Source organism: Aeromonas sp. A04 (assembly GCF_047780465.1).
Classification (GTDB): domain Bacteria; phylum Pseudomonadota; class Gammaproteobacteria; order Enterobacterales; family Aeromonadaceae; genus Aeromonas; species Aeromonas bestiarum.
This window is the reverse complement of record NZ_JBLNHP010000015.1, coordinates 14,731-38,112: the sequence shown is the minus strand read 5'-3', so window position 1 is coordinate 38,112 and position 23,382 is coordinate 14,731. Positions and strand designations below refer to the sequence as shown.

20 protein-coding genes and 3 tRNA genes are annotated in these 23,382 nt (G+C 62.6%); 13 read left to right on the top strand and 10 right to left on the bottom strand.

Translation table 11 applies throughout. From position 1 onward, the window contains the following. Positions 1-4: 4 nt before the first annotated feature. Together ACM3N8_RS21990 and orn are read right to left on the bottom strand one after the other, a co-directional pair. Positions 5-80: transfer RNA gene (locus ACM3N8_RS21990), tRNA-Gly, on the bottom strand. 189 nt (positions 81-269) lie between these two features. After that, complete coding sequence (gene orn / locus ACM3N8_RS21985) at positions 270-815, bottom strand: oligoribonuclease (protein WP_241278638.1); 546 nt, start codon at positions 813-815, stop codon at positions 270-272. A 91-nt stretch (positions 816-906) separates the two neighbouring features. Here orn and rsgA point away from each other — a divergent pair, with 91 nt between their 5' ends. Genes rsgA through ACM3N8_RS21960 form a run of 5 tightly spaced genes read left to right on the top strand, consistent with a single transcriptional unit; the run spans position 907 to position 3,764 of the window. Beyond that, positions 907-1,941: a small ribosomal subunit biogenesis GTPase RsgA gene (gene rsgA / locus ACM3N8_RS21980; RefSeq protein ID WP_042870911.1), complete on the top strand. Its 1,035-nt coding sequence runs from the start codon at positions 907-909 to the stop codon at positions 1,939-1,941. A gap of 30 nt (positions 1,942-1,971) precedes the next feature. Next, a complete protein-coding gene (gene asd / locus ACM3N8_RS21975) occupies positions 1,972-2,844 on the top strand; it encodes an archaetidylserine decarboxylase (RefSeq protein ID WP_416016588.1) in 873 nt (290 codons plus the stop codon). Then, positions 2,841-3,110, top strand: coding sequence for a VF530 family DNA-binding protein (locus ACM3N8_RS21970; RefSeq protein WP_241278640.1), 270 nt, complete (start codon positions 2,841-2,843; stop codon positions 3,108-3,110). Before asd ends, ACM3N8_RS21970 begins: the two co-directional genes overlap by 4 nt. Continuing rightward, positions 3,100-3,363 (top strand): DUF2960 domain-containing protein, encoded by a 264-nt coding sequence (locus ACM3N8_RS21965; protein ID WP_043556263.1) that lies wholly within the window; start codon positions 3,100-3,102, stop codon positions 3,361-3,363. The genes ACM3N8_RS21970 and ACM3N8_RS21965 overlap by 11 nt, the downstream gene beginning before the upstream one ends. Positions 3,364-3,365: 2 nt before the next feature. After that, positions 3,366-3,764: a hypothetical protein gene (locus ACM3N8_RS21960; RefSeq protein WP_098982569.1), complete on the top strand. Its 399-nt coding sequence runs from the start codon at positions 3,366-3,368 to the stop codon at positions 3,762-3,764. A 213-nt stretch (positions 3,765-3,977) separates the two neighbouring features. Here the strand turns inward: ACM3N8_RS21960 and ACM3N8_RS21955 are convergent, their stop codons facing one another. After that, on the bottom strand, positions 3,978-4,472 hold the full coding sequence (locus ACM3N8_RS21955) for a hypothetical protein (protein ID WP_017410927.1): 495 nt from the start codon (positions 4,470-4,472) through the stop codon (positions 3,978-3,980). Between the two features lie 171 nt (positions 4,473-4,643). On the opposite strand from ACM3N8_RS21955, the gene ACM3N8_RS21950 reads away from it, so the two are divergent. Further along, on the top strand, positions 4,644-6,617 hold the full coding sequence (locus ACM3N8_RS21950) for an EAL domain-containing protein (protein WP_098982566.1): 1,974 nt from the start codon (positions 4,644-4,646) through the stop codon (positions 6,615-6,617). 78 nt (positions 6,618-6,695) lie between these two features. Here ACM3N8_RS21950 and rraB read toward each other — a convergent pair whose 3' ends face one another. Further along, positions 6,696-7,043, bottom strand: a complete 348-nt coding sequence (gene rraB, locus ACM3N8_RS21945) for a ribonuclease E inhibitor RraB (RefSeq protein ID WP_080741122.1) — start codon at positions 7,041-7,043, stop codon at positions 6,696-6,698. Positions 7,044-7,495: 452 nt separating this feature from the next. Between rraB and ACM3N8_RS21940 the strand changes: the two genes are divergently transcribed. The 5 genes from ACM3N8_RS21940 to ACM3N8_RS21920 all read left to right on the top strand — a co-directional run bounded on the left by ACM3N8_RS21940 (position 7,496) and on the right by ACM3N8_RS21920 (position 15,443). Beyond that, complete coding sequence (locus ACM3N8_RS21940) at positions 7,496-9,742, top strand: immune inhibitor A domain-containing protein (protein ID WP_416016587.1); 2,247 nt, start codon at positions 7,496-7,498, stop codon at positions 9,740-9,742. Between the two features lie 196 nt (positions 9,743-9,938). Beyond that, a tRNA-Phe gene (locus tag ACM3N8_RS21935) sits at positions 9,939-10,014 on the top strand. A gap of 5 nt (positions 10,015-10,019) precedes the next feature. Next, positions 10,020-10,095: transfer RNA gene (locus ACM3N8_RS21930), tRNA-Asn, on the top strand. Between the two features lie 408 nt (positions 10,096-10,503). Further along, positions 10,504-11,781 carry an alpha/beta hydrolase gene (locus ACM3N8_RS21925; RefSeq protein ID WP_241326754.1) on the top strand — a complete coding sequence of 426 codons (1,278 nt, stop codon included), beginning with the start codon at positions 10,504-10,506 and terminating at the stop codon, positions 11,779-11,781. 101 nt (positions 11,782-11,882) lie between these two features. Beyond that, a complete protein-coding gene (locus ACM3N8_RS21920) occupies positions 11,883-15,443 on the top strand; it encodes an ATP-binding cassette domain-containing protein (RefSeq protein WP_416016586.1) in 3,561 nt (1,186 codons plus the stop codon). A gap of 53 nt (positions 15,444-15,496) precedes the next feature. Here ACM3N8_RS21920 and ACM3N8_RS21915 read toward each other — a convergent pair whose 3' ends face one another. The 6 genes from ACM3N8_RS21915 to trmB all read right to left on the bottom strand — a co-directional run bounded on the left by ACM3N8_RS21915 (position 15,497) and on the right by trmB (position 20,520). Next, entirely contained in the window at positions 15,497-15,706 is a 210-nt protein-coding gene (locus tag ACM3N8_RS21915) for a YgdI/YgdR family lipoprotein (protein ID WP_042870938.1), read from the bottom strand. Between the two features lie 114 nt (positions 15,707-15,820). Then, complete coding sequence (locus ACM3N8_RS21910) at positions 15,821-16,996, bottom strand: S8 family peptidase (protein WP_416016585.1); 1,176 nt, start codon at positions 16,994-16,996, stop codon at positions 15,821-15,823. Between the two features lie 116 nt (positions 16,997-17,112). Next, on the bottom strand, positions 17,113-18,408 hold the full coding sequence (locus ACM3N8_RS21905) for a sulfurtransferase (protein WP_290023039.1): 1,296 nt from the start codon (positions 18,406-18,408) through the stop codon (positions 17,113-17,115). A 29-nt stretch (positions 18,409-18,437) separates the two neighbouring features. Further along, a complete protein-coding gene (gene glsB / locus ACM3N8_RS21900; protein ID WP_172955285.1) occupies positions 18,438-19,358 on the bottom strand; it encodes a glutaminase B in 921 nt (306 codons plus the stop codon). A 75-nt stretch (positions 19,359-19,433) separates the two neighbouring features. After that, positions 19,434-19,775 carry a 50S ribosome-binding protein YggL gene (locus tag ACM3N8_RS21895; RefSeq protein WP_416016584.1) on the bottom strand — a complete coding sequence of 114 codons (342 nt, stop codon included), beginning with the start codon at positions 19,773-19,775 and terminating at the stop codon, positions 19,434-19,436. Positions 19,776-19,806: 31 nt separating this feature from the next. Beyond that, the gene (trmB, locus tag ACM3N8_RS21890) at positions 19,807-20,520 is read right to left on the bottom strand and encodes a tRNA (guanosine(46)-N7)-methyltransferase TrmB (protein ID WP_241326759.1); all 714 of its coding nucleotides are present in this window, start codon (positions 20,518-20,520) and stop codon (positions 19,807-19,809) included. Positions 20,521-20,870: 350 nt separating this feature from the next. Here trmB and ACM3N8_RS21885 point away from each other — a divergent pair, with 350 nt between their 5' ends. Both ACM3N8_RS21885 and ACM3N8_RS21880 read left to right on the top strand, forming a co-directional pair. Then, complete coding sequence (locus ACM3N8_RS21885; RefSeq protein WP_241326760.1) at positions 20,871-21,938, top strand: M28 family metallopeptidase; 1,068 nt, start codon at positions 20,871-20,873, stop codon at positions 21,936-21,938. A gap of 216 nt (positions 21,939-22,154) precedes the next feature. Further along, positions 22,155-23,336, top strand: a complete 1,182-nt coding sequence (locus ACM3N8_RS21880) for a PLP-dependent aminotransferase family protein (protein WP_274452557.1) — start codon at positions 22,155-22,157, stop codon at positions 23,334-23,336. Positions 23,337-23,382: the final 46 nt, after the last annotated feature.

The window sequence follows — 23,382 nt, the reverse complement described above, 5'->3', positions numbered from 1 at the left end:
ATTTTGGAGCGGGAAACGAGACTCGAACTCGCGACCCCGACCTTGGCAAGGTCGTGCTCTACCAACTGAGCTATTCCCGCACACACCATAAAATGGCATCAAAACAAATCGTGCAGAATTTGGTTGCTTGCGCTACTGCACGGGAGCCGAATTATAAGAGCAGTCTTTCCAATTGCAAGGGCTTTTTCGTCTGGTTGCGCGCGTTCGCTCAAAAGCTGGCCGAACTGTCGATTTTAGCAACCGATCGATGGCAACTCCTTGCCTGGCACTCAGATCTTGAAGACATGGCTGCGATAGAAGCGCAACTCGGCGATGGATTCGCGGATGTCGTCCAGCGCCTGATGGGAGCCACTCTTGCTGAACTGATCCAGCAGTTCGGGCTGCCAGCGACGTACCAGCTCCTTGATGGTGCTGACGTCGACGTTGCGGTAATGGAAGAAGGCTTCCAGCTCGCCCATGTGCTTGACCATGAAGCGGCGATCCTGGCCTATGCTGTTGCCGCACAGCGGGCTGGTACGCTCCGGCACCCACTGGCGGATGAACGCGAGCGTCTCGGCCACGGCGCGGGCGTCGTCGTGCTGACTCGCCTTGACCCGGGCCACCAGCCCGCTCTTGGTATGGGTGTTGACGTTCCAGTCGTCCATCTTGGCCAGCTCTTCATCGCTCTGGTGGATGGCGATGACAGGCCCTTCGGCCAGCACGTTCAGATCCTTGTCGGTGACTATGGTGGCGATCTCCAGTACCACGTTCTCTTCGGGGTCCAGACCCGTCATCTCCATGTCGATCCATACCAGGTTCTGCGCGCTGACTGTCATGATTGCTCTCTCTATTGGGAGGAATGGCGGAATTTTGCCAATTTGCATGTATCATACTGGCTTTGGATCTGTTCATAAACTGGCGAATCGAGTGGCAAAGAAAGCAAAACTCAATCTGGGTCAACAAAGGCGCGTCCAGGCCAACCGCGAGCGGCGGCTGCAAAAAGATCACACTACTGTCGTGGATGACACCCTGTTTGGCCCGGCTATCGAAGGGGTAGTGATAAGCCGCTTCGGTCAGCATGCGGATGTGGAAGCCGTCGATGGCACCATACACCGCAGCAACCTGCGTCGCAGCAGCATCAGCAGCCTGGTGTGCGGCGACAAGGTGGTCTGGCGTCCCGGCCTCAATGCCGCGACCGCAGGGGTCATAGAGGCGGTGCATCCGCGCCACTCTGTGTTGACCCGGCCGGACTTCTACGACGGGGTCAAACCCATCGCCGCCAACATAGACCAGATCATCATCGTCTCGGCGGTGATGCCGGAGTTCTCCACCAACATCGTCGACCGCTATCTGGTGGCCGCCGAGGATGTGGAGATCCAGCCGCTCATAGTGCTGAACAAGGTCGACATGCTCGATGCCGCGGCCCGTGCCCGCATCGATAGCCAGCTCGACCCCTATCGCAAGCTGGGCTACCAGGTGATCCTGGTCAGCTGCGAGAGCGGCGAAGGGCTGGATGAGCTCAAGGCCCAGTTCGAAGGCAAGATCAGCATCTTCGTCGGCCAGTCCGGGGTGGGCAAATCGTCGCTCACCAACGCCTTGATGCCGGGGCTGGATGTGCTCACCGGCGAGATCTCCGAAAACTCGGGACTCGGTACGCACACCACCACCACGGCGCGGCTCTATCACTTCCCGAGCGGCGGCGATCTGATCGATTCCCCCGGTATTCGCGAGTTCGCCCTCTGGCATCTGGAAGCCGATCGCATCACCTGGTGCTTCATCGAGTTCCGCGACTATCTGGGTGGTTGCCGATTCCGCGACTGCACCCACAAGGACGATCCTGGCTGTGCCCTGCGCGCGGCGGTCGACCGTGGCGACATCAGCGCCGATCGCTTCCACAACTATCACCGCATCCTGGAAACCATGCAGGAAGCCCGCCACGGTCGGCAACAGGCCCGGCTGTGACCCATTCAACTTATTATTTCGATGAAGATCATGAGCATCACTGACAACCTGAAAATTGCCGGTCAATACTGCCTGCCCAAACACGCCCTCTCCCGTCTGGTAGGCAAGCTGGCGGCTGCCGAAGCCGGTAACCTCACCACCAAGGTGATAGAGGCGTTTATCAAGCAGTACGGCGTCGACATGAGCGAGGCGCTGCACGAGAGTCCGGCCCACTACAAGAGCTTCAACCAGTTCTTCACCCGTGAGCTCAAGCCGGGGATACGTCCGCTGGTAGAGGATGCCATGACTCTGGCCCTGCCGGTCGACGGCACAGTCAGCCAGCTCGGCCCCATCCATCAGGGTCGCATCATCCAGGCCAAGGGCCACGACTACAGCGCCCGTGAACTGCTGGGTGGCTATGAGGATCTGGTGGCGCCGTTCAAGGATGGCGACTTTGCCACCATCTATCTGGCACCCAAGGATTACCACCGCATCCACATGCCGCTGGACGGCGTGCTGGAGAGCATGGTGTTCGTGCCGGGGGATCTCTTCTCCGTCAACCCGCTCACCGCCGAGAAGGTACCGAACCTGTTCGCCCGCAACGAACGGGTGGTCGCCACCTTCCGCACCCCCCATGGTCCCATGGCGCTGGTGCTGGTTGGTGCCACTATAGTCGCGAGTATCGAGACCATCTGGGCCGGCAATATAGCGCCGACCAGGCAGAAGGAAGTGGTGCGCTGGGATTACAGCGGCGATGAGGCCATCACACTGCAACAAGGGGCCGAGATGGGCCTGTTCAAGCTAGGCAGCACAGTCGTCTGCCTGTTTGGACCCGGTATGCTGGCGGGCTTCGAGCCGCATCTGGCCAACGGCGTCACCACCCGCATGGGTCAACCCTTTGCCACCTTGGCGGCCAAGGCATGAGTGAGCAGCCAGGCGCCTCGCAACCAAAGAACCCGCTGCACGGGCTGACCCTGGAGGCGATCGTCACCGCCCTGGTCGAGCACTACGGCTGGGAAGAGCTGGGACAGCAGATCAACATCCGCTGCTTCACCGACGCTCCCAGCATCAAGTCCAGTCTGAAGTTCTTGCGCAAGACTCCCTGGGCCCGGGAGAAGGTCGAAAGCCTCTATCTCTATGTCCAGCGCAAGCAAGCCAAATCGAAGAAGGAAGGGCCAGATGGCGTTTAAGATCACCTACACCTACAAAAAACAGACCAAAGAGCTCGGCTATGCGAACGACAAGTTCCGCAGCATCTACGACGCCATTGCCGCCGCCGAAGGGCTGGATCTCGCCAGCTTCCACGCCATGGAGGCCCAGCTGGCGCAGGTCTGCCGCCGCGACAAGAAGAGCGTGAAGGATTATCAGGAGAACTACTTCAAGGAGCTGGGTTTCTCCAACATCGTCATCGAACGGGACAATCTCGAAGACAAGCAGGAGTAAGCATGCGCACTCTGACCCTGATGGCCGCCTCCCTGCTGCTGGCGGCCTGCAGTACCCCGACCCAGCATATGGTCGGCAATGATCAGGATATCCACGGCTGCCGTGCCAGCGCCGGTTATCAATGGTCAGCGCTGACCAACCAGTGCGTGCGTCTGTTCGAGCAGGCGGTGCGGCTGCAATCCCTCGAGGCGAATGAAACCGGCAGCGCCTTCGTGCTGTTCAACGCCGACCAGAGCCAGGCCGAACTGACACTGCCAAGCGGTGAGCAGACCCGCCTGACCCGGCAAGGAGACGAAGGCAACTGGTCCTGGCAGGGCGGCGCCTATCAGCTCTTCCCCTGGAAGGGTTATCTGCTCAAATCCGGCGAGCAGGCACTGTTTCACGGCGACAGCGCCCTCTGATTGCCTGCCCATGCCATCAAACGCCCCGGTTCCTGCCGGGGCGTTTTTTTATGGCTGGCCGCACCATGCTGGCATGCGGGAGTGGCAGCCAGGATAAGCGGATGGCGGCATTCCCCGCCTTGCTGCACACGGCCCCAAAAACAAACACCCCGTTGCAGGCAACGGGGTGTTTGGTGCGAGCCGCCTGGCAAGCGGGCGGCTGACGGAGGCGGATCAGTTGCCCAGGGTAGAAAACAGGCTCTGTTCCAGGCTGCCGCGAGAGACGCAGACCGGGGTGATGGAGGGTGCCAGCACGCGCTCGCCGGAGGATTCGACGAAGTAGAGCTGGGTGTTGCCCTTGACGTTGACGGTCGCCACGCTGTTGTTGCCGCTCTGGGTGATGATCAGGTTGATCTGCAGATTGGGGTTGCCCAGCGCCACTTTGGAACCCATGGTGCCGCAATCCAGCCACTCCAGGCCGTCGGCCGAGTTCTCGACATTGGCGGTCATCAGACCGGAGCCACGCTGGCTGTTCTCGATGTTGAGGCCGTGATCGCCAAACCACTTCTCGGCACGGGCCCACACCAGATCCACCGGGATCTGCATCTCCTGGGTGTTGTTGGTCGCCTTGGCAACCGGCGGGGTATAGCGGTACTGCTCGCCGCCATTGTTGTCGCTGGCACAACCGGCCATCAACAGGGCCAGTGCTACTCCCACAATCTTTTTCATGCTGCTTCTCTCATCCATATAATCCGGCCATAGGCCAACCGGCGGCTATTATGGCGTCAGCGACACAGACTGTCAGCAGAGATCGACAGAAATGCATCAGCCTTAACCCAAGCTTTACAAAACCAGCCTGCTATCATAGATTTGCTCGAAATTTCCCCCGTGAGTGTCTGCGTGAATTCCTTGCTCACCCTGACTCTGCTGCAGCAGATCATCGATCAGTTACCCATGAATATCTTCTGCCGGGATACGGCCGGACGCTACCTGTTTGCCAACCGGGTCTTTACGGAGCAGGCGGGGCTGTTGCAACCGGCGGATCTCATCGGCAAGACGGACGCGGACATGCCGTGGGGCGACATCTTTCGGGAAGAGGATCAGCAGTTGCTGACGGATGGCAAGCCCCTGCTCTATCAGCAGTTGCACTGCCACAGCGGCGATGCCACCAGCTGGATGGAGATCCACAAGATCCCGCTCTATGACGAGCAGGGCAAGCCGGTCGCCCTGTTCGGCATGGTCAACGAGATTGGTCAGCGCAAGGAGCTGGAGCAGACCTTCCGCCAGCAACAACTGCTGCAGCGCCGCCTGCTGGACGCCATCCCGGATCCCATCCGGCTGGAGGATCATCAGGGCCTGCTCATCGACTGCAATCAGGCCTTTCTCGACTTCATGGGCATGGTGGCGAGCGAGGCGCTCGGCCAGCGGGTGGCTCACCGCCTCTCCACCGAGCTGCCGATGGGGCGCGGTGAATACTGTCTGGTGGATGCCAGCGGCCAGGGCCGTTACCTGGAGGTCACCCGGGTCGATGTGCCGGACGACGAGGGCAACTCCCTCGGCATCCTGACGTTGAGCCGAGACATCACAGGGCTGCGCACCACCCAGGCCCAGCTGCAGCAGGAACAGCACTACGACAGCCTGACCGGCCTGCTCAAACTCTCCCACTTTCTGCAGACCAGCCGCCATCTCGGCGCCCGCAAGGCCAGCCTGCTGCTGGTCGATCTGCAACACTTTCGCGAGATCAACGACCGCTTCGGCATCCGGGTGGCCGATCGCCTGCTGAGTCAGGTGGCCCGTCGCCTGCAACAGCTGGCCCCGCCCCAGTCGCTGGTGTGCCGGGTCGCCGCCGACGACTTCGCCATGCTGCTGCCCGAGCTGACCGAACCGCTGGCCGACTGGAGCCGCCGCCTGCAAGGGGAGCTGATGGTGCCCTATCAGGTCGAGGAGCACAGGATCCAGATCCCGGTGTTCCTCGGCATAGCCCACGGCAAGGCCAACGATGCGGAGCGGCTGCTGAGCCATGCCGAGGCCGCGCTGGCCCAGGGCAAGCGTCAGCAGCAGCACTGCACCCTGTTCGATCCCGAACTCGACGCCAAACTCAAGCGCCGTCAGCTGATCGCGGCCCAGCTGCCGCTGGCCATCAAGTCGGGTCAGCTCACCGCCGTCTATCAGCCCATCATCAGCACCCGCAACAATCAGCTGCACGGGGCCGAGCTGCTCTGCCGCTGGCCTCACCCAGAGCTCGGCATGATCTCGCCGGATGAGTTCATCCCGCTGGCGGAGGAACTGGGGCTCATCGGCCAGCTCGGCCAGCGCATGCTGGAACAGGGCTGCGCCCAGCTGGCGCGCTGGCAGGCGGCGGCGCCGGATCTGGTGCTCTCCATCAACCTGTCGCCGCTGCAATTTCGCGACCCAGAGCTCTGCCCGCAGATCTTCGCCTGCATCGAGCGCCACGGCCTGGCCCCCTGGCAACTGGAGCTGGAGATCACCGAAGGCGTGCTGATGGAGAACGCCGACGAGATCGAGAGCAACCTGGCCAACCTGATCGAGGCGGGATTCCAGCTCGCCATCGATGACTTCGGCACGGGTTATTGCTCGCTCGCCTACCTGCCGAGGCTGCAGGTAGCCACCCTCAAGCTGGACCGCAGCTTCACCCAGGGGCTGGCCACCAACCAGGCCACCACCGCCATAGTGCGCTCCGTCATAGGTCTGGGTCACGAGCTGGGGATCAGGATCACGGCCGAAGGGGTCGAAACCCCAGAACAGCAGGCCTGGCTGGTGCAGGCCGGTTGCGATCGGCTGCAGGGCTACCTGTTCAGCCGCCCCCTGCCCCCCGACGAGTTTGCCCGCAGCTACCGGCTGCCCGGCGCCTGACCGCCAGCCAACGAAAAGGCCACCCAGAGGGTGGCCTTTTGCTTGTCAGGTAGACAGTCAGCTGTGCTTCAAGCGCGCTTACTCCTGGAAGTAGGTGCCCCAGCCGTCGTAGTCCACGCCATATTTCTGAAGGATAGGCAGCATTTTTTCGATGTCGGCGACTATGGTCTCGATCTCCAGCTTGCACTCGACGGTGGCGTCGAAGCAGAAGATGGGGGCGCCGTCATCCAGCTCCATCTCTTCGGCATCTGTCACTTCAAAACCGGCCTTGAACAGGTCGACGGCGGCCTTCTCCAGCTGATCGAAATCCTGGCAGGCGAAGTGGTGCTCAATCTCGTATTCCAGATCCGGGTTGCTGCCATCGGCCAGCAACTCGTTGACGATGGCGGTGGTCTCTGCACGCCACTCTTGCATATCAAGACTCATATTAACCCCAGATGGTACTTGGTTGGTGTCAAATGCCGTCGGCCACAGGGTGCCTGTTCAGACTCGCTGCACCCCGGGCGGCATAGTTGCGGCAAAGCATACCCGCAGAGCGCATCCGGCTCAATGCGGCAAACCAAGATAGCGGGTCCGCCACGGCCACCCCAAATGGGGTGCCATCACAAAAGGTTAATAAAGTGTAATCTGCCACCGCCCACAACATGCCCCATACGGAACTTCACCAGAGAGGTCGCCAGCGGCATAACACAATCGAAAACCACTTTAATATCAGTACTATCAACCAGCCTGAACACGGTGACAAGGCCAGGCCCGGGGTGTATCAAGAGACGCGGGCGGAGCACTGCCCGTACGGAAAGAGGAGCCAGCAGGGCTCCCTTTTTATCATGTGAAGGAGCACATAGATAATGCCTAAAAAAACAATAATGAGCCTGCTCATGGGCTCAACCCTTATGATTGGAAACCACGCCATGGCCGCCCCGGTACATGGCCCGTTCGATGCCCCTCTGGCGGACGAGGTGAAGGTGCTGGAGATGCTCAAAAAGAGCGGCCGCATCCCGACCCTGGCCTCTCCCGAGATGGAACAGGCAGCCCTCGCCAGCTTCTACCGCGAAAAGTCACGAGCCTACAACGGCAGCAGTGGCACCCTGGCGGTGAAAGAGGGCAAGGTGCGGGAGACCATCCTCAAGAAGATCCGCTTCAACGGCACGGCCCGTCCCGGCGATCGGGTGCCGACACTGCTGCTCAAGGCCATCGAGAAGGAGCACTACCAAGGCAAGATGCGCAAGGACAAGATCCTCGCCATCCTGGTGGATTTCCCCGACTACCCGAAGAACAGCGTCAGCCCCGAACTCACCAAGATGTACTACCCGGATTACACTCAGGCGCACTACAACGACCTGCTGTTCTCCGACAAGGGCTATGCCGGCCCGAACGGTGAGAAGTTCATCTCCATGCGCCAGTTCTACGAGCAGCAATCCGGCAAGAGCTACAGCGTGCGCGGTCAGGTGGCGGGCTGGTATACCGCCAGCAAGAATGCCGCCTACTACGGTGCCAACGCCACCCCGAACACCATAAGGGACCTGGTGAAGGAGGCACTGATCCAGATAGCCAACGACCCCGCCATCGACCTGGCCCAGTTTGATCAGGAGGATCGCTACGATCTGAACGGCAACGGCAACCGGGACGAGCCGGACGGCCTCATCGACCACCTGATGATCTTCCACTCCAGCGTCGGTGAAGAGGCTGGCGGCGGCGATCTCGGCGAGGATGCCATCTGGGCACACCGCTGGAACCTGGGCACCCCCTACCCCATCCCGGGCACCAGCAGCCCACACGGCAGCTTCGGCGGCCAGTTTGCCGCCTACGACTACACCATCCAGCCCATTGATGCGGCAGCCGGGGTCTGTGCCCACGAATATGGCCACGATCTGGGACTGCCGGACGAGTACGACACCAAGTACACCGGCAAGGGGGAACCGGTGGCCACCTGGTCCATCATGTCATCCGGCTCCTGGGCCGGGGTGATTGGCGGCACCGAGCCGACCGGTTTCTCCGCCTGGGCCAAGGAGTTTCTGCAGGCCTCCCTCGGCGGCAACTGGCTGCATGGCAGCAATGTGCAGCTCGCCGACCTCAGCCCCCGCGGCAACGTCTACATGCTGGATCAGGCCAATGACAAGGGTCGCAACGACGACGTGGTGCGCATCAACCTGCCTGCCAAGCAGATCCCGCTCAACCCGCCCTACGCCGGCCAGTACCAGTATCACGGTGGCAAGGCCAACAATCTGGACAACCGCATGAACCTCAAGCTGGATCTGGGCGGCAGGCAGAGCGCCAGCCTGGCGTTCAAGGCCTGGTATCAGATTGAAGAGGGATATGACTACGCCAGGGTACTGGTCAACGGCCAGCCCATCGCGGGCAACCTGACTACCAGCGACGATCCCAATGGGGTCGGCTTCGGGGTCGGCATCACGGGCAACTCCAATGGCTGGACCGATGCCGAGTTCGACCTGACCCCCTGGGCTGGGCAGCAGATCACTCTGACCCTGCAATACCAGAGCGATGGCGGCGTGGCCGAGAACGGCCTGTTCGTGGATGAACTCCAGGTGGCCGCCGACGGCGAGGTACTGCTGAGCGATGGGGCCGAGGGCAGTTCTGCCTTTACCCTGGCAGGCTTCGTGAAGAGCAACGGCAACGAGGCAAAGGATCACTACTACCTGGCCGAGTGGCGCAACCACGCAGGGGTCGACAAGGGGCTGGCCCACATCAACGTGGCTGACCAGCTGATGCGCTACGAGCCGGGCATGTTGCTCTGGTACGTGGACAACAGCCAGGACAACAACTGGGTAGGCGTCCACCCGGGTGAGGGCTTCCTCGGCGTCGTTGATGCAGACCAACGCACTCTGAAGTGGAGTGACGGCGCCGTGGCCGGTACTCGCTACCAGATCCACGATGCCACCTTCAGCCTGGGCTTCCAGCAACCACTCAACCTCAAGCATCCGAGCGGCTCCTTGCTGCGCGACTTCTGGATCACCCCGAACCGGGTGTTCAAGGATTCCCGCAGCTACCAGAGCAAGGAGATCCCGGATGCCGGTCGTCTGCTGCCCGAATATGGCCTCAAGATCAGCGTCACCGGCCAGGCTCGTGACATGAGCACAGGAAGGATCATCGTCAGCCGTCATTGAGTCATGGCACTGGCGTTCAGGGGGCATCAGGCCCCCTTTTTCATGGCTGCAAGCGGGCAAGACAGCACAACAGGGCACGAATGAGGGCGAAAACGGATGACAAGCGGGAAGATTGTTCAGTTATCGAGCGAACAGTGCAGCAATCTGCGCCCTGCGGTTGACACCCGAACGCAGAAAGGGTTTAATGCGCGCCGTTGCCCAGATAGCTCAGTCGGTAGAGCAGGGGATTGAAAATCCCCGTGTCGGCGGTTCGATTCCGTCTCTGGGCACCAATAATTCCTCCTTAGTTCAGTCGGTAGAACGGCGGACTGTTAATCCGTATGTCGCTGGTTCAAGTCCAGCAGGAGGAGCCAAATTTGAAAAGCCCGCTCACCGAGCGGGCTTTTTTCATTCAGGTCAGCTGCCGTTGCAGGCCGCCAATAGCAGCGTTGCCCCACAGGTGGCGCTAAACAGCCACAGGCCCGTTTGCAACACCCCCTCCGGATCCACCTCTTTCTCTCTTTTCCTGAATCGTATCCACTTAGGCTTCATCGAGCCCACCTCAACCTGTTGCACGCGTATCCCCTGCCCAGCTCGGCAGGCGAGCCATCTTTGTGTAACCACCAGCCAGCGTCAACTCCCTTCTCGACAATAAATTCATCAGCCAGACGCCCGCGTCCCGACTCATGACAATGTTAACAATTTGGAAAACCGGCGTGACCCATACCCACGCCAGGGCTATGATGAGGCCGACGATTTTCCTACCCTCAGGGAGACCCAAGATGAGCAGCCCCTTGCGTTACGTGCTGGACGGCATCCATTGCGAACCACACTTCTTCACCGTGCCCCTCGACCACCAGCAGCCGGACGACGAGGAGACGCTCACCCTGTTTGGTCGCACCCTCTGTCGCCAGGACAGACTGGACGACGAGCTGCCCTGGTTGCTGTTCCTGCAGGGAGGCCCCGGCTTTGGCGCCCCGCGCCCGACCGCCGACAGCGGCTGGCTCAAGCGGGCCTTGCAGGAGTTTCGGGTATTGCTGCTCGATCAGCGCGGCACGGGTCACTCGGCCCCCATCAGCGCCGATGCGCTGGCCCAGCTCACGGCCCGGCAGCAGGCGGACTATCTCAGCCACTTTCGCGCCGACAGCATAGTGCGCGACGCCGAATGCATTCGCGAGATCTTGAGCCCGGACCGCCCCTGGAGCCTGCTCGGCCAGAGCTTCGGCGGTTTCTGCAGCCTCACCTATCTCTCCCTGTTCCCGGACAGCCTGCACGAGGTCTACCTCACCGGCGGCGTGGCCCCCATAGGCCGCAGTGCAGATGAGGTCTACCGCGCCACCTATCAACGGGTGGCGGACAAGAACCGCGCCTTCTTCACCCGCTTCCCCCATGCCCAGGCCATCGCCAACCGGCTGGCCAATCACCTGCACCGCCACGAGGTACGCCTGCCCAACGGCCAGCGTCTGACGGTGGAGCAGTTGCAGCAGCAGGGGCTGGATCTCGGCGCCAGCGGCGCCTTCGAGGAGCTCTACTACCTGCTGGAAGACGCCTTCATCGGCGAGCGGCTCAACCCCGCCTTCCTCTATCAGGTACAAGCCATGCAGCCGTTCAACACCAATCCGGTGTTCGCCATACTGCATGAGTCCATCTACGCCGAAGGGGCCGCCAGCAACTGGGCGGCCGAGCGGGTCAGAGGCGAGTACCCGGCCCTGGCCTGGGCGCCCGGCAAAGACTTCGCCTTCACCGGCGAGATGATCTTCCCCTGGATGTTCGAGCAGTTCCGCGAGCTCATCCCCCTGAAGGAAGCCGCCCACCTGCTGGCCAAGAAGGCCGATTGGGGGCCGCTCTACGACCCGGCGCAACTGGCCCGCAACACTGTGCCTGTGGCTTGCGCCGTCTATGCCGAAGACATGTATGTGGAGTTCGACTACAGCCGCGAGACCCTCAAGGGCCTCGGCAACAGCCGCGCCTGGATCACCAATGAATACGAGCACAACGGCCTGCGGGTCGATGGCGAGCAGATCCTGGACCGACTCATCCGCTTGAACCGGGATCGCTGATCCCGACCGGGCGACGAGCCCGCAGCCATAACACCATAATATCGAGGGCGACCCATGAGTCGCCCCGCTCCCTGGAAGCAGCACAATAATAAGGACACCCATTGGATCACCCGGAAATCTCGGCCGGCTGGCTGAGCCGCCTCTTCTATCACTGGACGGGCCCGCTGCAACGCAAGGGGCTGAAAGAGCCCCAGGTCGGCCTCGACGACCTCTATCCCCTGCTGCCGGAAGACAGACGCGATGGCAGGGCCGATGCCTTCCTTCGACTCACAGCCCGCGCGCCTGTGCGTCCCTGGCCCATCACCGCCTTCATCTGGCGCCATTACAAGGGGCGGATTGGCCTGCTCACCCTGTTGCAACTGCTCGGCATGCTGGCGACCCTGGCCAGCCCATGGCTGCTCAACCACAGCATGACCCAGCTCGGCGCGGGAGCCCCAACTGAGCAGAAATTGCTGCTGGCCTTCGCCCTGTTTGCCTCGGTGCTGGCCGCCGGCATGCTGGCGGAGCACTCGCTGCAGCTGGCGCTCAAGATGCACGTCCCCATTCGCCGCCTGCTGGCCGAAGCCCTGCTCGCCAAGGTGATGAAGCTCGGCGGCAAGAGCTTCGACGACAGGGCCGGTGGCCGGGTGCAGAACCTCATCAACCGGGACGTGTGGGACATTACTTGGATTCTTGCGGACCCCGCCATGCCGCTCACCATGGCACTGCAGCTGCTCGGCACCATAGCCCTGCTGGTGTGGCAGGTGGGCAGCGCGGGTCTGGTAGGCTTTGCGGTGCTCACCCTGCTGCTGCTCATCTCCACCCGGGTGGTGCGACGGATGAACCAGCAGGAGCAGCAGCTCAAGCGCCAGCAGGACGAGCGCAACGGCATACTGGCGGAATACATCAAGAAGCTGCGGCTGGTGCGCCAGAACGGGCTCGGCGCCTTCTTCACCCGGGCGGCCAACAACAAGCGCCAGCAGGAGCTGGGGGTGCTGGGTCGGGTGCTCAAGCTCGACGCCATCAACGAGAGCCTGATGCTGAGCACGCCGCTGCTGGTGACGCTCGCCACCTTCACCACCTATCTGATGTCGGGACAGAGCCTGACCCTGCCCCAGGTGTTCACCACCATAGCCCTGTTCGCCGTGCTGCGGATCCCCATGATGCGGCTGCCCTATCTCATCCGCACCCTGATCAACTTCAACACCGGCTTCAACCGGCTGTGCGAGTTCCTCAACAGCCCGGAGCAGCACAGGGATCTCACCGATGCCAGCCTGCCCGTCGGCAGCCTGCGGATCCAGGACGTCACCGCCCTGCACCAGCAAAAAACGGTACTGCAGGGGGCCAACCTCATCATACAGCCGGGGGAACTGGTGGGGATCACGGGCACGACAGGGGCCGGCAAGAGCTGCCTGCTGCACCTCATCGCCGGCTTTGACGACAGTTTCGAGGGAGAGATCCGCCGTCACGGCCGGGTCGCCCACCTGGGTCACAAGCCCTGGCTGATGAACGACACCATCCGCAACAACATCTTGTTCGGCCAGCCCTGGCACGGCGAGCGCTATCGCTGGGTGCTGGGGGCCTGCGCCCTCGGCGCCGACCTCAGCCTGCTCAGCCACGGCGATCAGACCCTGGTGGGGGAGCTGGGCACCCGCCTCTCCGGCGGCCAGCAGCAGCGGGTCGCCCTGGCCCGCGCCCTCTATGCCCAGGCCGATATCCTGCTGCTGGACAACCCCCTCTCGGCGCTGGACCCCATCGTCTCGGCCCAGGTGCTGGAGCAGGGGCTCGCCTTCAAGCCGGGGCCGACCCGGCTGCTGGTGAGCCACGACCCTGACGTGCTGGCCCACTGCGATCGGGTGATCCGCATCGAGCAGGGCCAGTTGGTGGAGCTCGATGCCCACCAGCTGGCGGATCTCATCCAGCATCCGCTCCCCGCCCCCATGGTAGCCCCCCAGGAGGCGGAACAGTTCAACGAAGAGAAGGTGGTGGAAGGCAAGGTGGACTGGGGCCTGTTCGGCTTCATGTGGCAGCGCCTCGCCGCCCCCGGCGCCATCCTGATCGCCCTGCTGCTCACCCTGGGTCAGGAGGGGCTGCGCATCGCCTCGGATCTCTGGCTCGGCGGCAAGGCCGGCCTCACCGAGGTGAGCGAGCTGCTCGGCATCTATGTGCTGCTGGGGGCAGGCTCCCTCACCTGCATCATGGTGGTGCGGATCATCAACTACAAGCTGGGGCTCAAGCTGGCCTGGACCCTGTTCGACGGCATGCTGAGCCGCATCAGCCGCGCCCCCATGGCCTTCTTCGACAAGGTGCCCCAGGGGCGCATCCTCAACCGCTTCGATCGGGATCTCGGGGAGGCGCAGGAGATACTGCTGTCCATGCTGATGGGGCTGTTCGGCATGCTCATCTCCGTGCTGCTGCAGGTGGTGGTGATCGGCGTCAACATGCCGCTGCTGCTGCTCATCGCCCCCCTGGTGGGCTGGGCGCTCTACGTGCTGCAGCGACGCTACCGGGCGGTGCAGCTCAAGCTGCGGCGGCAGGCATCCGTGCTGCGCTCGCCGCTCTACATCAGCATCAGCGAGACCATCCGCGGCGCCCCCGCCCTGCGTCTGGCCGGAGCCGAGCGCTTCGCGCTGGATCAGGTGCTGCTGCACTATGACAACAACCTGCGCAGCTGGTACACCACCACCTCCATCAACCGCTGGCTCGGCATGCACCAGACCCTGCTCTCCGCCGCCCTGGTGGGCGCCGTGGCGCTGATGGTGGCCTTTGGCAACAGCTCGCTGCTGGGGGCCGTGGCCATCACCTACGCCTTTACCGCCTCGGCCATGCTCAACTCCCTCATTCGCACCTTCGCCGAGGTGGAGCAGGTGATGAATGCGGTGGAGCGGGTGCGCGAGTACAGCGAAATCGAGAGCGAACGCCAGCATGGGGAAACACTGGCGACGCCCCATCCCAAGGTGCGCTTCGACAACCTGGGACTGCGCTATCCAGAAGCCAGCCAATGGGCCCTGCACAAGGTGAACTTCGAACTGGCCCCCGGCGAGAAGGTCGGCGTGTGCGGGCGCACCGGCGCGGGCAAGAGCTCGCTGCTCGGGGTGCTGCAGGCCATGTACCCGGCCTCCCAGGGAGAGATCCATTACGGCGATCAGCCGCTGTCCCGGCTTGCACCGGAGGCGGTGCGCGATCTCTACGACACAGTCTCCCAGACGCCTCTCACCTTCTTCGGCACCCTGCGTGCCAACCTGGCGCCGCTGACCGAGCAGGATGACGAGGCGCTGGAGCAGGCGCTGGCCCGGGTCGGTCTGGCCGAGCGCTGCGCCGGCCGGCTGGACGAGGATCTCGACAAGCTGCAACTGTCGGCCGGCGAGACCCAGTTGCTGGTGATCGCCCGCATCCTGCTGTCACGCCGTCCGCTCATCGTACTGGACGAGGCGACCTCGGATCTCGATCACGGCGGCATGCGCAAGATGGCGGAGCTGCTCTATCGCTACCGGCCGGAGGCCAGCTACCTGGTGATCGCCCACCATCTGGAGCCGCTGCTGTCGGTGGACAAGGTGGTGGTGATGGAGGCGGGAACCGTGGTGGAACAGGGCTCGCCGGTCAGCCTGCTGGCCAACTCCCACTCCCGCTTCCATCAGCTGTTCGTGGGCCAGGTCAATCGGCAGGTGGCCCAGATAAGCTGAGGCCGAAAATAACAAGGGCTGCTCGCGGGCAGCCCTTGTTCTTTGGTGGAGCCTCAACGCTCCATGATCTGGGTGACGTCGTCCTTCTTGATCATCACCTCCCGCCCTTCGGTATCGTAATAGCGGTACATGCCGGTGCTCTCATCCAGCTTGGGCTTGCTGTCGGTGGTGATCATCTTCCCGTCCTTGGTACTCATGATGTATTGAGAGCTACACGCCACGAGTCCCAGTGCACACACCAGGATCATCATCAGTTGCTTCATCGCCTGTCTCGTCTCCCTCTTCACCCTCACCACGAGGATGGTGACTGAAGCCTAGCTCAACCCCATTGCCCCGGAAAAACAGATTGCCGGAACGGGATCCATGTCAAAAATCAGCTACTTACGACCACCCGGCTTGCCACTGCCCCCGGTGCCCGGGCCGCAGCCGAGCGCCAGCCGATCCGCCGCGGCCCTGGCCTGTACCAGGCCATAGCCATAGCTGTTGTCGCGCCCAGGCGCCCCCAGATCCTGAGCACTTCTGCGCAGGGTCTGGCGCAGCTGATCGTTGCTGCACTCCAGCCGCTGTGACCAGGCCAAAGCGGCGACCCCGACCACGTGCGGCGTCGCCATCGAGGTGCCGCTGTAGTTGGCATAGCCGGTCGGCACGGTGGAGAGCACGGCGACGCCGGGGGCTGCCAGCTCCACCTGATCGTTGCGTTGAGAGAAGTACGCCAGCTGCTTGTTGGCATCGATGGCGGCCACGCTCACCACGCTGGCATAGGAGGCCGGGTAGGATTTGCTGGTATTGCCCGCGTTGCCTGCCGCCGCCACGCTCAGCACGTTCTGGCCATAGGCCTGATTGAAGGCCTGCTCCTCCGTCTTGCTGGGCACATTGCCCCCCAGACTCATGTTGATGACCATGCGGGTAAAGCCGCGACTGGTCATCCCCTGCTTGCAGGCGTTGAGGGCCCCCACCAGGTTCGAGGTATAGGCCCAGCCGTTGGCGCCGAACACCTTGATGATGTGCAGCGGCACGCTCTGGTTTGGCAGTACCCCGACCACGCCTATGTCGTTGCCCCCCACGGCGGCTATGGTGCCCGCCACATGGGTGCCGTGCCCGTTCTCGTCACTGCTCCAGCTGCCGGTGCCTGCGTTGTCACTGCCTTGCACCTGAGCCCCGTGGGGCAGATCCGGGTGGGCGCCGCTGTAGCCTGAATCTATGATGCACACCAGCACCTCTCCCGCCGCCGCGTCACTGAGCAGTGGAGCCTGCACCATGGGAATGCCGTAGGGCAGGGTCTCGGCGCTGGCATAGCGTTTGGCATCCGGCTCGACCCACAACACCTTGGGGTTGCGGGCCAGGGCCGCGGCCGCCACCTGGGGCAACCAGAGCGCCAGCGCATGCTGTTCAGGCAGCTGCAATGCCAGCTCGCCGCCCATTCCCTTGCTCTGGGCCAGCACAGCCGCCTCGGCACCCGCTGCCAGTTGCACCAGATAGCGGGCCCGCTCGGCGGCCATGGCGCCCTGCCCCAGCACGCCTGCCACCAGCAGGCCTATCCATATCCGTCTCATAGGTCACTCCTTGCATCGACCTGATTGTCACTCGCAAAGTGTAGTGCCCGGCTGGCGCAGGCCCGAGCGGATACAAAAAGGCCGGACATCTGTCCGGCCTCGTTATCACTATTGGCTCATTGCTTGGCGGGCTGACGCTCGCCGGTCACGATGGGGTTCTTGGGATCCGAGCTCCACTCATACCAGCCGCCGTCGTAGACGCTGATCCGCTTCCAGTCCATCAGCCAGGCGTAGAAGAAGGCCTCGGAGGCGCGCCAGCCGGTACCGCAGTAGAAGGCTGCCTGCTGGGCAGGCTCGATATTCCACTCGTCCCACATGGTGAGGATCTCCCCGGCCGGCTTCATGGTGCCATCCGGGTTGTGGAAATCGCTCATGCTGTTGGCATCCACACCGCCGCGACCCCACTTGGCCCCCGGGATGTCGCCCTTCGGCTTGATGTAGCTGTAGCCGGAGGTGTTGCCGACGAACTCGTCCCAGGTACGCACGCTGACCAGGGCGCCATCGGGCTGCTTGAGCAGCGCCTTGGCCTGGCTCAGGGTGGTGTAGTACTCGGGATGGGCCGGAATGGCGACCCCAAACTCCTTCACCGGCTCATATTTGTTGGGCAGGCCGGTCTCGGTGCGCAGGTGCTGCACGAACCAGGCATCCAGACCACCGTCCAGCAGGCGCACATCCTGCACGCCGGCATACATCATCAGATGTGCCGCGCGGGCGGCGGCCATGGTGTTGCGACCGTAGAGGATGACTGTGGTGTCGTGACGGATACCGTTCTCCAGCAGCAGCGCCTTGAGCGCCTCGTCAGAGACCTTGTTCCACAGCGGCTCCTCTTCCAGCCGGTTGGTATCTATGTAGCCAGCCCCCGGGATGTGGCTCAGCAGGTAGGCCTTGGGTGAACCCCAATCCACCTCGAACAGCTTCCAGTCCCCTTTCGGCGCCGCCGCGACCGGCTTGCCTTCCTGCAGATCCGCCAGCCAGCGCGGATAGACCAGCTGCTGCCAGCGCACCAGATGCTCGCGCGGTGCGGCTTGCCAGCCTTGCAGCTCGAACAGCTGCTTGATGCCCTGCTTGCGCAGCATGCGGGCCACTTCGGCCACTTCCCGCGGCGCGCCATAGAGGGCGACCGGACGATCGGCTTTCAGGCCCTTGATCTCGAGCGCCTTGGGCCACTCGTCATCGCTGTATTTCCAGTCGGCGGAGAGGTTCTCGGCGCCGGCCACATGGCCGCCCTGTTTCTCGCCTTCCATCGGCCAGCCCTGATAGAAGTGGCTGGCACGGGTGTCCAGCATGACCGCCTGCTTGCTCTTGGCATCGGCCAGCGAGAGCGGCGGCAATTCGGCGGCAAAGGCGGGCAGTGCGCACCAGAGCAGTAAGGTCGCCAGCGCGGCCTGCAGGAAGCGAAGATGTCGTTTCATGGTGATGTCTCGATTCATAGTGAACAGGGTTAAAAAATGGAGCGGCCCAGCCGCTCGGCCAGCAGCTCCAGCGCCGCCGTGCCCGCCAGCGAGTTGCCCGCCTTGTTGAGCTCGGGCGACCAGACACAGATGCAGAGCTCACCGGGGATGAGCGCCATGATACCCCCTCCGACCCCGGATTTGCCCGGCATACCGACCCGATAGGCAAAATCACCGGCCTCGTCATAGAGGCCGCAGGTGGCGAGCAGTGCATTGACCTGCTTGGTGGTGCGAGCCGGCAACAGCGGCGTGCTCTCGCCAAGCGGCAGCCCGCGATTGGCCAGATAGAGGAAAGTACGCGCCAGATCGACGCAGCTCATGCGAATGGCACAGGCATTGAAGTAGCTCTGCAACACCTTGTCCACTTCATTCTCGAAGTTGCCATAGGCCTTCATCAGATAGGCGATGGCCGCATTGCGGGCCGAGTGCTGATATTCGGAGCGCGCCACCACCTGATCCGCCATGATGGCCGGATTGCCACAGAGGCGACGCACCAGCTCCAGGGTGCGCTGACGCGGGGCCGTGAGCCGGGTTTCCAGCAGATCGCTCACCACCAGGGCACCGGCATTGATGAAGGGATTGCGGGGAATGCCGTGCTCGAACTCCAGCTGTACCAGCGAGTTGAACGGCTGGCCGGAGGGCTCCTTGCCTACCCGGGCCCAGATCTCCTCCTCCTGATAGAGGGTGAGCGCCAGCGTCAGGCTCAGGGCCTTGGAGATACTCTGGATGGAGAAGGGCTCGAAGGCGTCACCTGCGGTGAACAGCTCCCCCTCCACGGTACAGACGGCAATGCCGAGCCGGTCGGCCGGCACCCGGGCCAGGGCGGGAATGTAGTCGGCCACCTTGCCCTGTCCGAGCAGCGGGCGCACCTCTGCCAGAATGCTGGCCAGTAATTCGGATGACAACACCATAAAGGATTCCATGACTAAAACGGGTGTGGAGATCCCATCCCCACCGACAAAAATCCCGCCAGCGGCGGGACTTGTCTATCTACCCACAACAAGGCGCCTGCAACAGAGGTCGAACAGCTCGGTGACCACCACGGCTTCCATCCCCTTGCTTTCCAGCCAGGATTTGACGACGGCGCGGTCTTCTTCGGTACATTTGCCCAGTTGCTGAGTGCAGATCATCCCTTCCCAGGCCAGGTGGCCTGAACCGGCGAAAGCCAGTCTACGGGGTTCAACAACCTCATCGATCATCGCATCGACTACTGTATCGATGGTCGCTTCGGCAGTGCCGACCGGGAAGTTGAAACTGATGTCGAATCCCATTTCCTGGAATTCGTCGACTCGCAGTTTCTTACGCAGACGGCGGCTACGATTGGCCATGATAGCTCCTTAGGTTAGTTGACTCGTTAAATTAGTTAACGCGTTTGAAAATCAGATCCCAAACCCCGTGGCCCAGACGATGGCCCCGTTGTTCGAATTTGGTCAGCGGACGCCAGTCGGGACGAGCCACCCAGTTGCCGGTGGCGGAGGTGTTCTCGTAACCCTCGGCGACGCTCATCACTTCCAGCATGTGTTCGGCATAGTTTTCCCAGTCGGTGGCCATGTGGAACACGCCACCTATGGCCAGCTTCTGGCGGATATCCTGGGCAAACGCCGGCTGCACTATGCGGCGCTTGTGGTGACGGCTCTTGTGCCAGGGATCCGGGAAGAACAGCTGCAGGCAGGCAAGCGAGCCGTTCGGGATCATGTGCTCCAGCACTTCCACCGCGTCGTGGCAGATGACCTTGAGATTGGTGACGCCCGCTTCCTGGGCTGTGCCGAGGCAGGCACCCACACCCGGCGAGTGTACCTCGATGCCGATGAAGTTTTTCTCGGGGGCATTCTTGGCCATCTCCACCAGGGAGGCGCCCATGCCGAAGCCTATTTCCAGCACCACCGGGGCCTCACGGCCAAACAGGGCGACCAGATCGAGGGGCGCTGGCGCGAAATCGATACCCATGACCGGCCAGAGCTCTTCCAGAGCCTTCTCCTGCCCTTTGGTCAGGCGGCCTTCGCGACGGACAAAGCTGCGGATCTTGCGCATGAACTTGCCGTCTTCGTTAAATACATCTTGGGTCACAGGCATAATCAAATTGCTCGTTATTGCATCGGTCTGGGTCACAGACGACAGGAATGAATTGTTCGTTATTTCATCACCCAGGATCACTGACGACATGAATGAATTGCTCATTGCTTCATCACCCTGAGTCACGGATCTCGTGGATGAATGGCGCGTTATTTCATCAATGCGCGAAACTGGGTAGCGAATTATCCCAAGATAGGCCCAAGGCGCAAGTGTTTCGCGAAACAAATCCCCCGCCCCTGACCAATTCCGCCACAAGGATTGACAAATGCCACCCCGTTCACAGAATCTGCCGGGCGCCGGGCGCATGCTGGCCTGCGCAAATAAAACCATACACAACAAAGGATTGCAGTATGAAACACACAGCATTGGCGTTTGCCATCACAGCCCTGCTGGCAGGGTGCAACACCTCCACCAATGATTCGCAGGCCCCCACCGCCGCCGAGCAGGCCTATGAGTATCTGGTGCAGTTGAGCTCGACCGCCGAGGGGATAGGTGCCAGACCCACGGGCTCAGAGGCCGAGACCCGCGCCGCCGCCTGGATCCAGGATCACCTGGCGGGCTGGGGCTACGAGGTGCAAAACCAGCCCTTCACCTACACCAAGAGCGGGGCCAGCAAGACCTCCCAGAACCTCGTCGCCGAGCTCAAGGGCCAGAGCGACAAGGTGATCCTGATCGGCGCCCACTACGACAGCACGGGCGACAAGAAGGGTTCTGAAGGGGCCACCGACAACGGTGCTGGCGTCGCTGCCCTGCTGGCGGTGGCCGAGGCGCTCAAGGGGCAGACCCTGCCCTACACGGTGCGCTTCGCCTTCTTCGGCGCGGAGGAGAACGGCCTCAACGGCTCCAAGGCCTATGCCGCCAGCCTGGACAGCACCGCCATTGCCCGCCTGCTGGCCATGGTGAACTACGACACCATAGCCGGGGGCGACATCGTCTACGTCCACTCGGCCCACTCCGACGTGGCCGAGTACAACTGCGCCGATCCGAGCCGCTACAGCTTCGATCCCAAGGTGCGGGATCGCCTGCTGGCCGTCTCCAAGCTGACCGCCACCCCGTTTGCCATCCACCCCAGCTACGCCGGCTATCCGGAAGGGGAGACAGGCAGCTGGTCGGATCATGCGCCCTTTGCCTGCCTGGGGGTGCCCATCGCCTACGTGGAGGCCACCAACTTCACCATCAACGGGGCGGATGGCTATGACGGCTACTCCCAGACCACCAATCCGGCGCTGTGGGACTGCTACGACGACGCCACCAAGAGCGCCTGCGACCGGGACAGCGAGACCCAGTGGGGCAAGATCTGGCATACCCAGTACGACCGCCTCGACAAGATGGCCGAACTGTTCCCAGGCCGGGTGGAGCAACAGCTCAGCGCCAACACGGATCTGATGATCCGCTTCCTCAAGGAGCCGGGCCTGTAACGCCGGCGACTCGTCAATGGCGCGCGCTGGCCCGGGACCAATTCAGGGCTTTTTGCGCTCCACGGCCGTCCCCGGCCGATAAAATTCGGGCAGGTGCCAAACCTGCCCTTTTTTATCGATTTTTGTTACAGCCATTGCCTCATTTTTTAAATCTGATACAAACGGATAACCTGGCGGTCGAATGGAGCGACCGCTCACCATGCCAGAGAGAGTCCTATGCAGCCGTTTTTTGCCCAGCGCTTCGAGAAGGTAGAGCCTTCCTTTATCCGCGAGATCCTCAAGGTCGCCGCCAATCCGGAGATCATCTCCTTTGCCGGTGGTCTGCCCAATCCGCACCTGTTCCCGGTCAAGGCCATCGACCAGGCCTGCCAGGACGTGCTGCGCGAACAAGGGGCCGCCGCCCTGCAGTATGCCGCCACCGAGGGCTTCGCCCCCCTGCGCCAGTACATAGCCGACCGCTATCTGGCCCGCCACGGCATGCGCGTCAACCCGGACAACATCCTCATTACCAGCGGCTCCCAGCAGGCGCTGGATCTGCTGGGCAAGGTGCTGATCGACGAGGGGCAGGATCTCATCATCGAGGAGCCGGGCTATCTCGGCGCCATCCAGGCCTTCTCCGTCTATCAACCGGCCTTCAAGCCCATCACCCTGGGTGAAGAGGGGCTGGATCTGGCGGCGCTGGATACGCTGCTGGCCAGCGGCTCCAACGCCAAGCTGCTCTACGGCGTGCCCAACTTCCAGAACCCGAGCGGCGTCTCCTACAGCCGTGCCAACCGCGAGGCGCTGGCCGAGCGACTGGTCAGCCACGAGCTGCTGATGGTGGAAGACGATCCCTATGGCGAGCTGCGCTTCGAGGGCGAACACCTGCCCCCCATCGCCAAGCTGGCACCGAACAATACTGTGCTGCTCGGCTCCTTCTCCAAGACGGTGGTGCCTGCCTTCCGCCTCGGCTGGATGCTGGTACCGGACTGGCTGCGCAAGAAGGTCACCATCGCCAAGCAGGCCACCGACCTGCACAGCAACGCCTTCAGCCAGCAGGTGCTGCACCGCTTCCTGATCGACAACTCGCTGGATGCCCATCTGGAGAAGATCAAGGAGGTCTATGGCCGCCAGCGTGCCGCCATGGAGGCCGCCCTGGCCCGTCACTGCCCGCCCGGCGTGAGCTACACCCGACCGGAAGGGGGCATGTTCCTCTGGCTGACCCTGCCTTCGAGCGTCAGCGCCATGGCGCTGTTTGACGAGGCGATCAAGGAGAAGGTGGCCTTCGTGCCCGGCGCGCCCTTCTATGTGCGCCCCGAGATCCAGAACACCCTGCGGCTGAGCTTCTCCTGCGTGGACGAGGCCACCATAGAAGAGGGGGTCAAGCGACTGACCCGCGCCCTCGCCCGCATGCTCTGACGAGCCACGGCATGAAAAAACCAGCGACCTCGGTCGCTGGTTTTTT

Excerpts from the sequence above, each read along its gene's own strand:
- orn (WP_241278638.1), bottom strand. The coding sequence starts at position 815 with ATGACAGTCAGCGCGCAGAACCTGGTATGGATCGACATGGAGATGACG.
- asd (WP_416016588.1), top strand. The coding sequence starts at position 1,972 with ATGAGCATCACTGACAACCTGAAAATTGCCGGTCAATACTGCCTGCCC.
- ACM3N8_RS21970 (WP_241278640.1), top strand. The coding sequence starts at position 2,841 with ATGAGTGAGCAGCCAGGCGCCTCGCAACCAAAGAACCCGCTGCACGGG.
- ACM3N8_RS21965 (WP_043556263.1), top strand. The coding sequence starts at position 3,100 with ATGGCGTTTAAGATCACCTACACCTACAAAAAACAGACCAAAGAGCTC.
- ACM3N8_RS21960 (WP_098982569.1), top strand. The coding sequence starts at position 3,366 with ATGCGCACTCTGACCCTGATGGCCGCCTCCCTGCTGCTGGCGGCCTGC.
- ACM3N8_RS21955 (WP_017410927.1), bottom strand. The coding sequence starts at position 4,472 with ATGAAAAAGATTGTGGGAGTAGCACTGGCCCTGTTGATGGCCGGTTGT.
- rraB (WP_080741122.1), bottom strand. The coding sequence starts at position 7,043 with ATGAGTCTTGATATGCAAGAGTGGCGTGCAGAGACCACCGCCATCGTC.
- ACM3N8_RS21940 (WP_416016587.1), top strand. The coding sequence starts at position 7,496 with ATGGGCTCAACCCTTATGATTGGAAACCACGCCATGGCCGCCCCGGTA.
- ACM3N8_RS21925 (WP_241326754.1), top strand. The coding sequence starts at position 10,504 with ATGAGCAGCCCCTTGCGTTACGTGCTGGACGGCATCCATTGCGAACCA.
- ACM3N8_RS21915 (WP_042870938.1), bottom strand. The coding sequence starts at position 15,706 with ATGAAGCAACTGATGATGATCCTGGTGTGTGCACTGGGACTCGTGGCG.
- ACM3N8_RS21910 (WP_416016585.1), bottom strand. The coding sequence starts at position 16,996 with ATGAGACGGATATGGATAGGCCTGCTGGTGGCAGGCGTGCTGGGGCAG.
- ACM3N8_RS21905 (WP_290023039.1), bottom strand. The coding sequence starts at position 18,408 with ATGAAACGACATCTTCGCTTCCTGCAGGCCGCGCTGGCGACCTTACTG.
- glsB (WP_172955285.1), bottom strand. The coding sequence starts at position 19,358 with ATGGTGTTGTCATCCGAATTACTGGCCAGCATTCTGGCAGAGGTGCGC.
- ACM3N8_RS21895 (WP_416016584.1), bottom strand. The coding sequence starts at position 19,775 with ATGGCCAATCGTAGCCGCCGTCTGCGTAAGAAACTGCGAGTCGACGAA.
- trmB (WP_241326759.1), bottom strand. The coding sequence starts at position 20,520 with ATGCCTGTGACCCAAGATGTATTTAACGAAGACGGCAAGTTCATGCGC.
- ACM3N8_RS21885 (WP_241326760.1), top strand. The coding sequence starts at position 20,871 with ATGAAACACACAGCATTGGCGTTTGCCATCACAGCCCTGCTGGCAGGG.
- ACM3N8_RS21880 (WP_274452557.1), top strand. The coding sequence starts at position 22,155 with ATGCAGCCGTTTTTTGCCCAGCGCTTCGAGAAGGTAGAGCCTTCCTTT.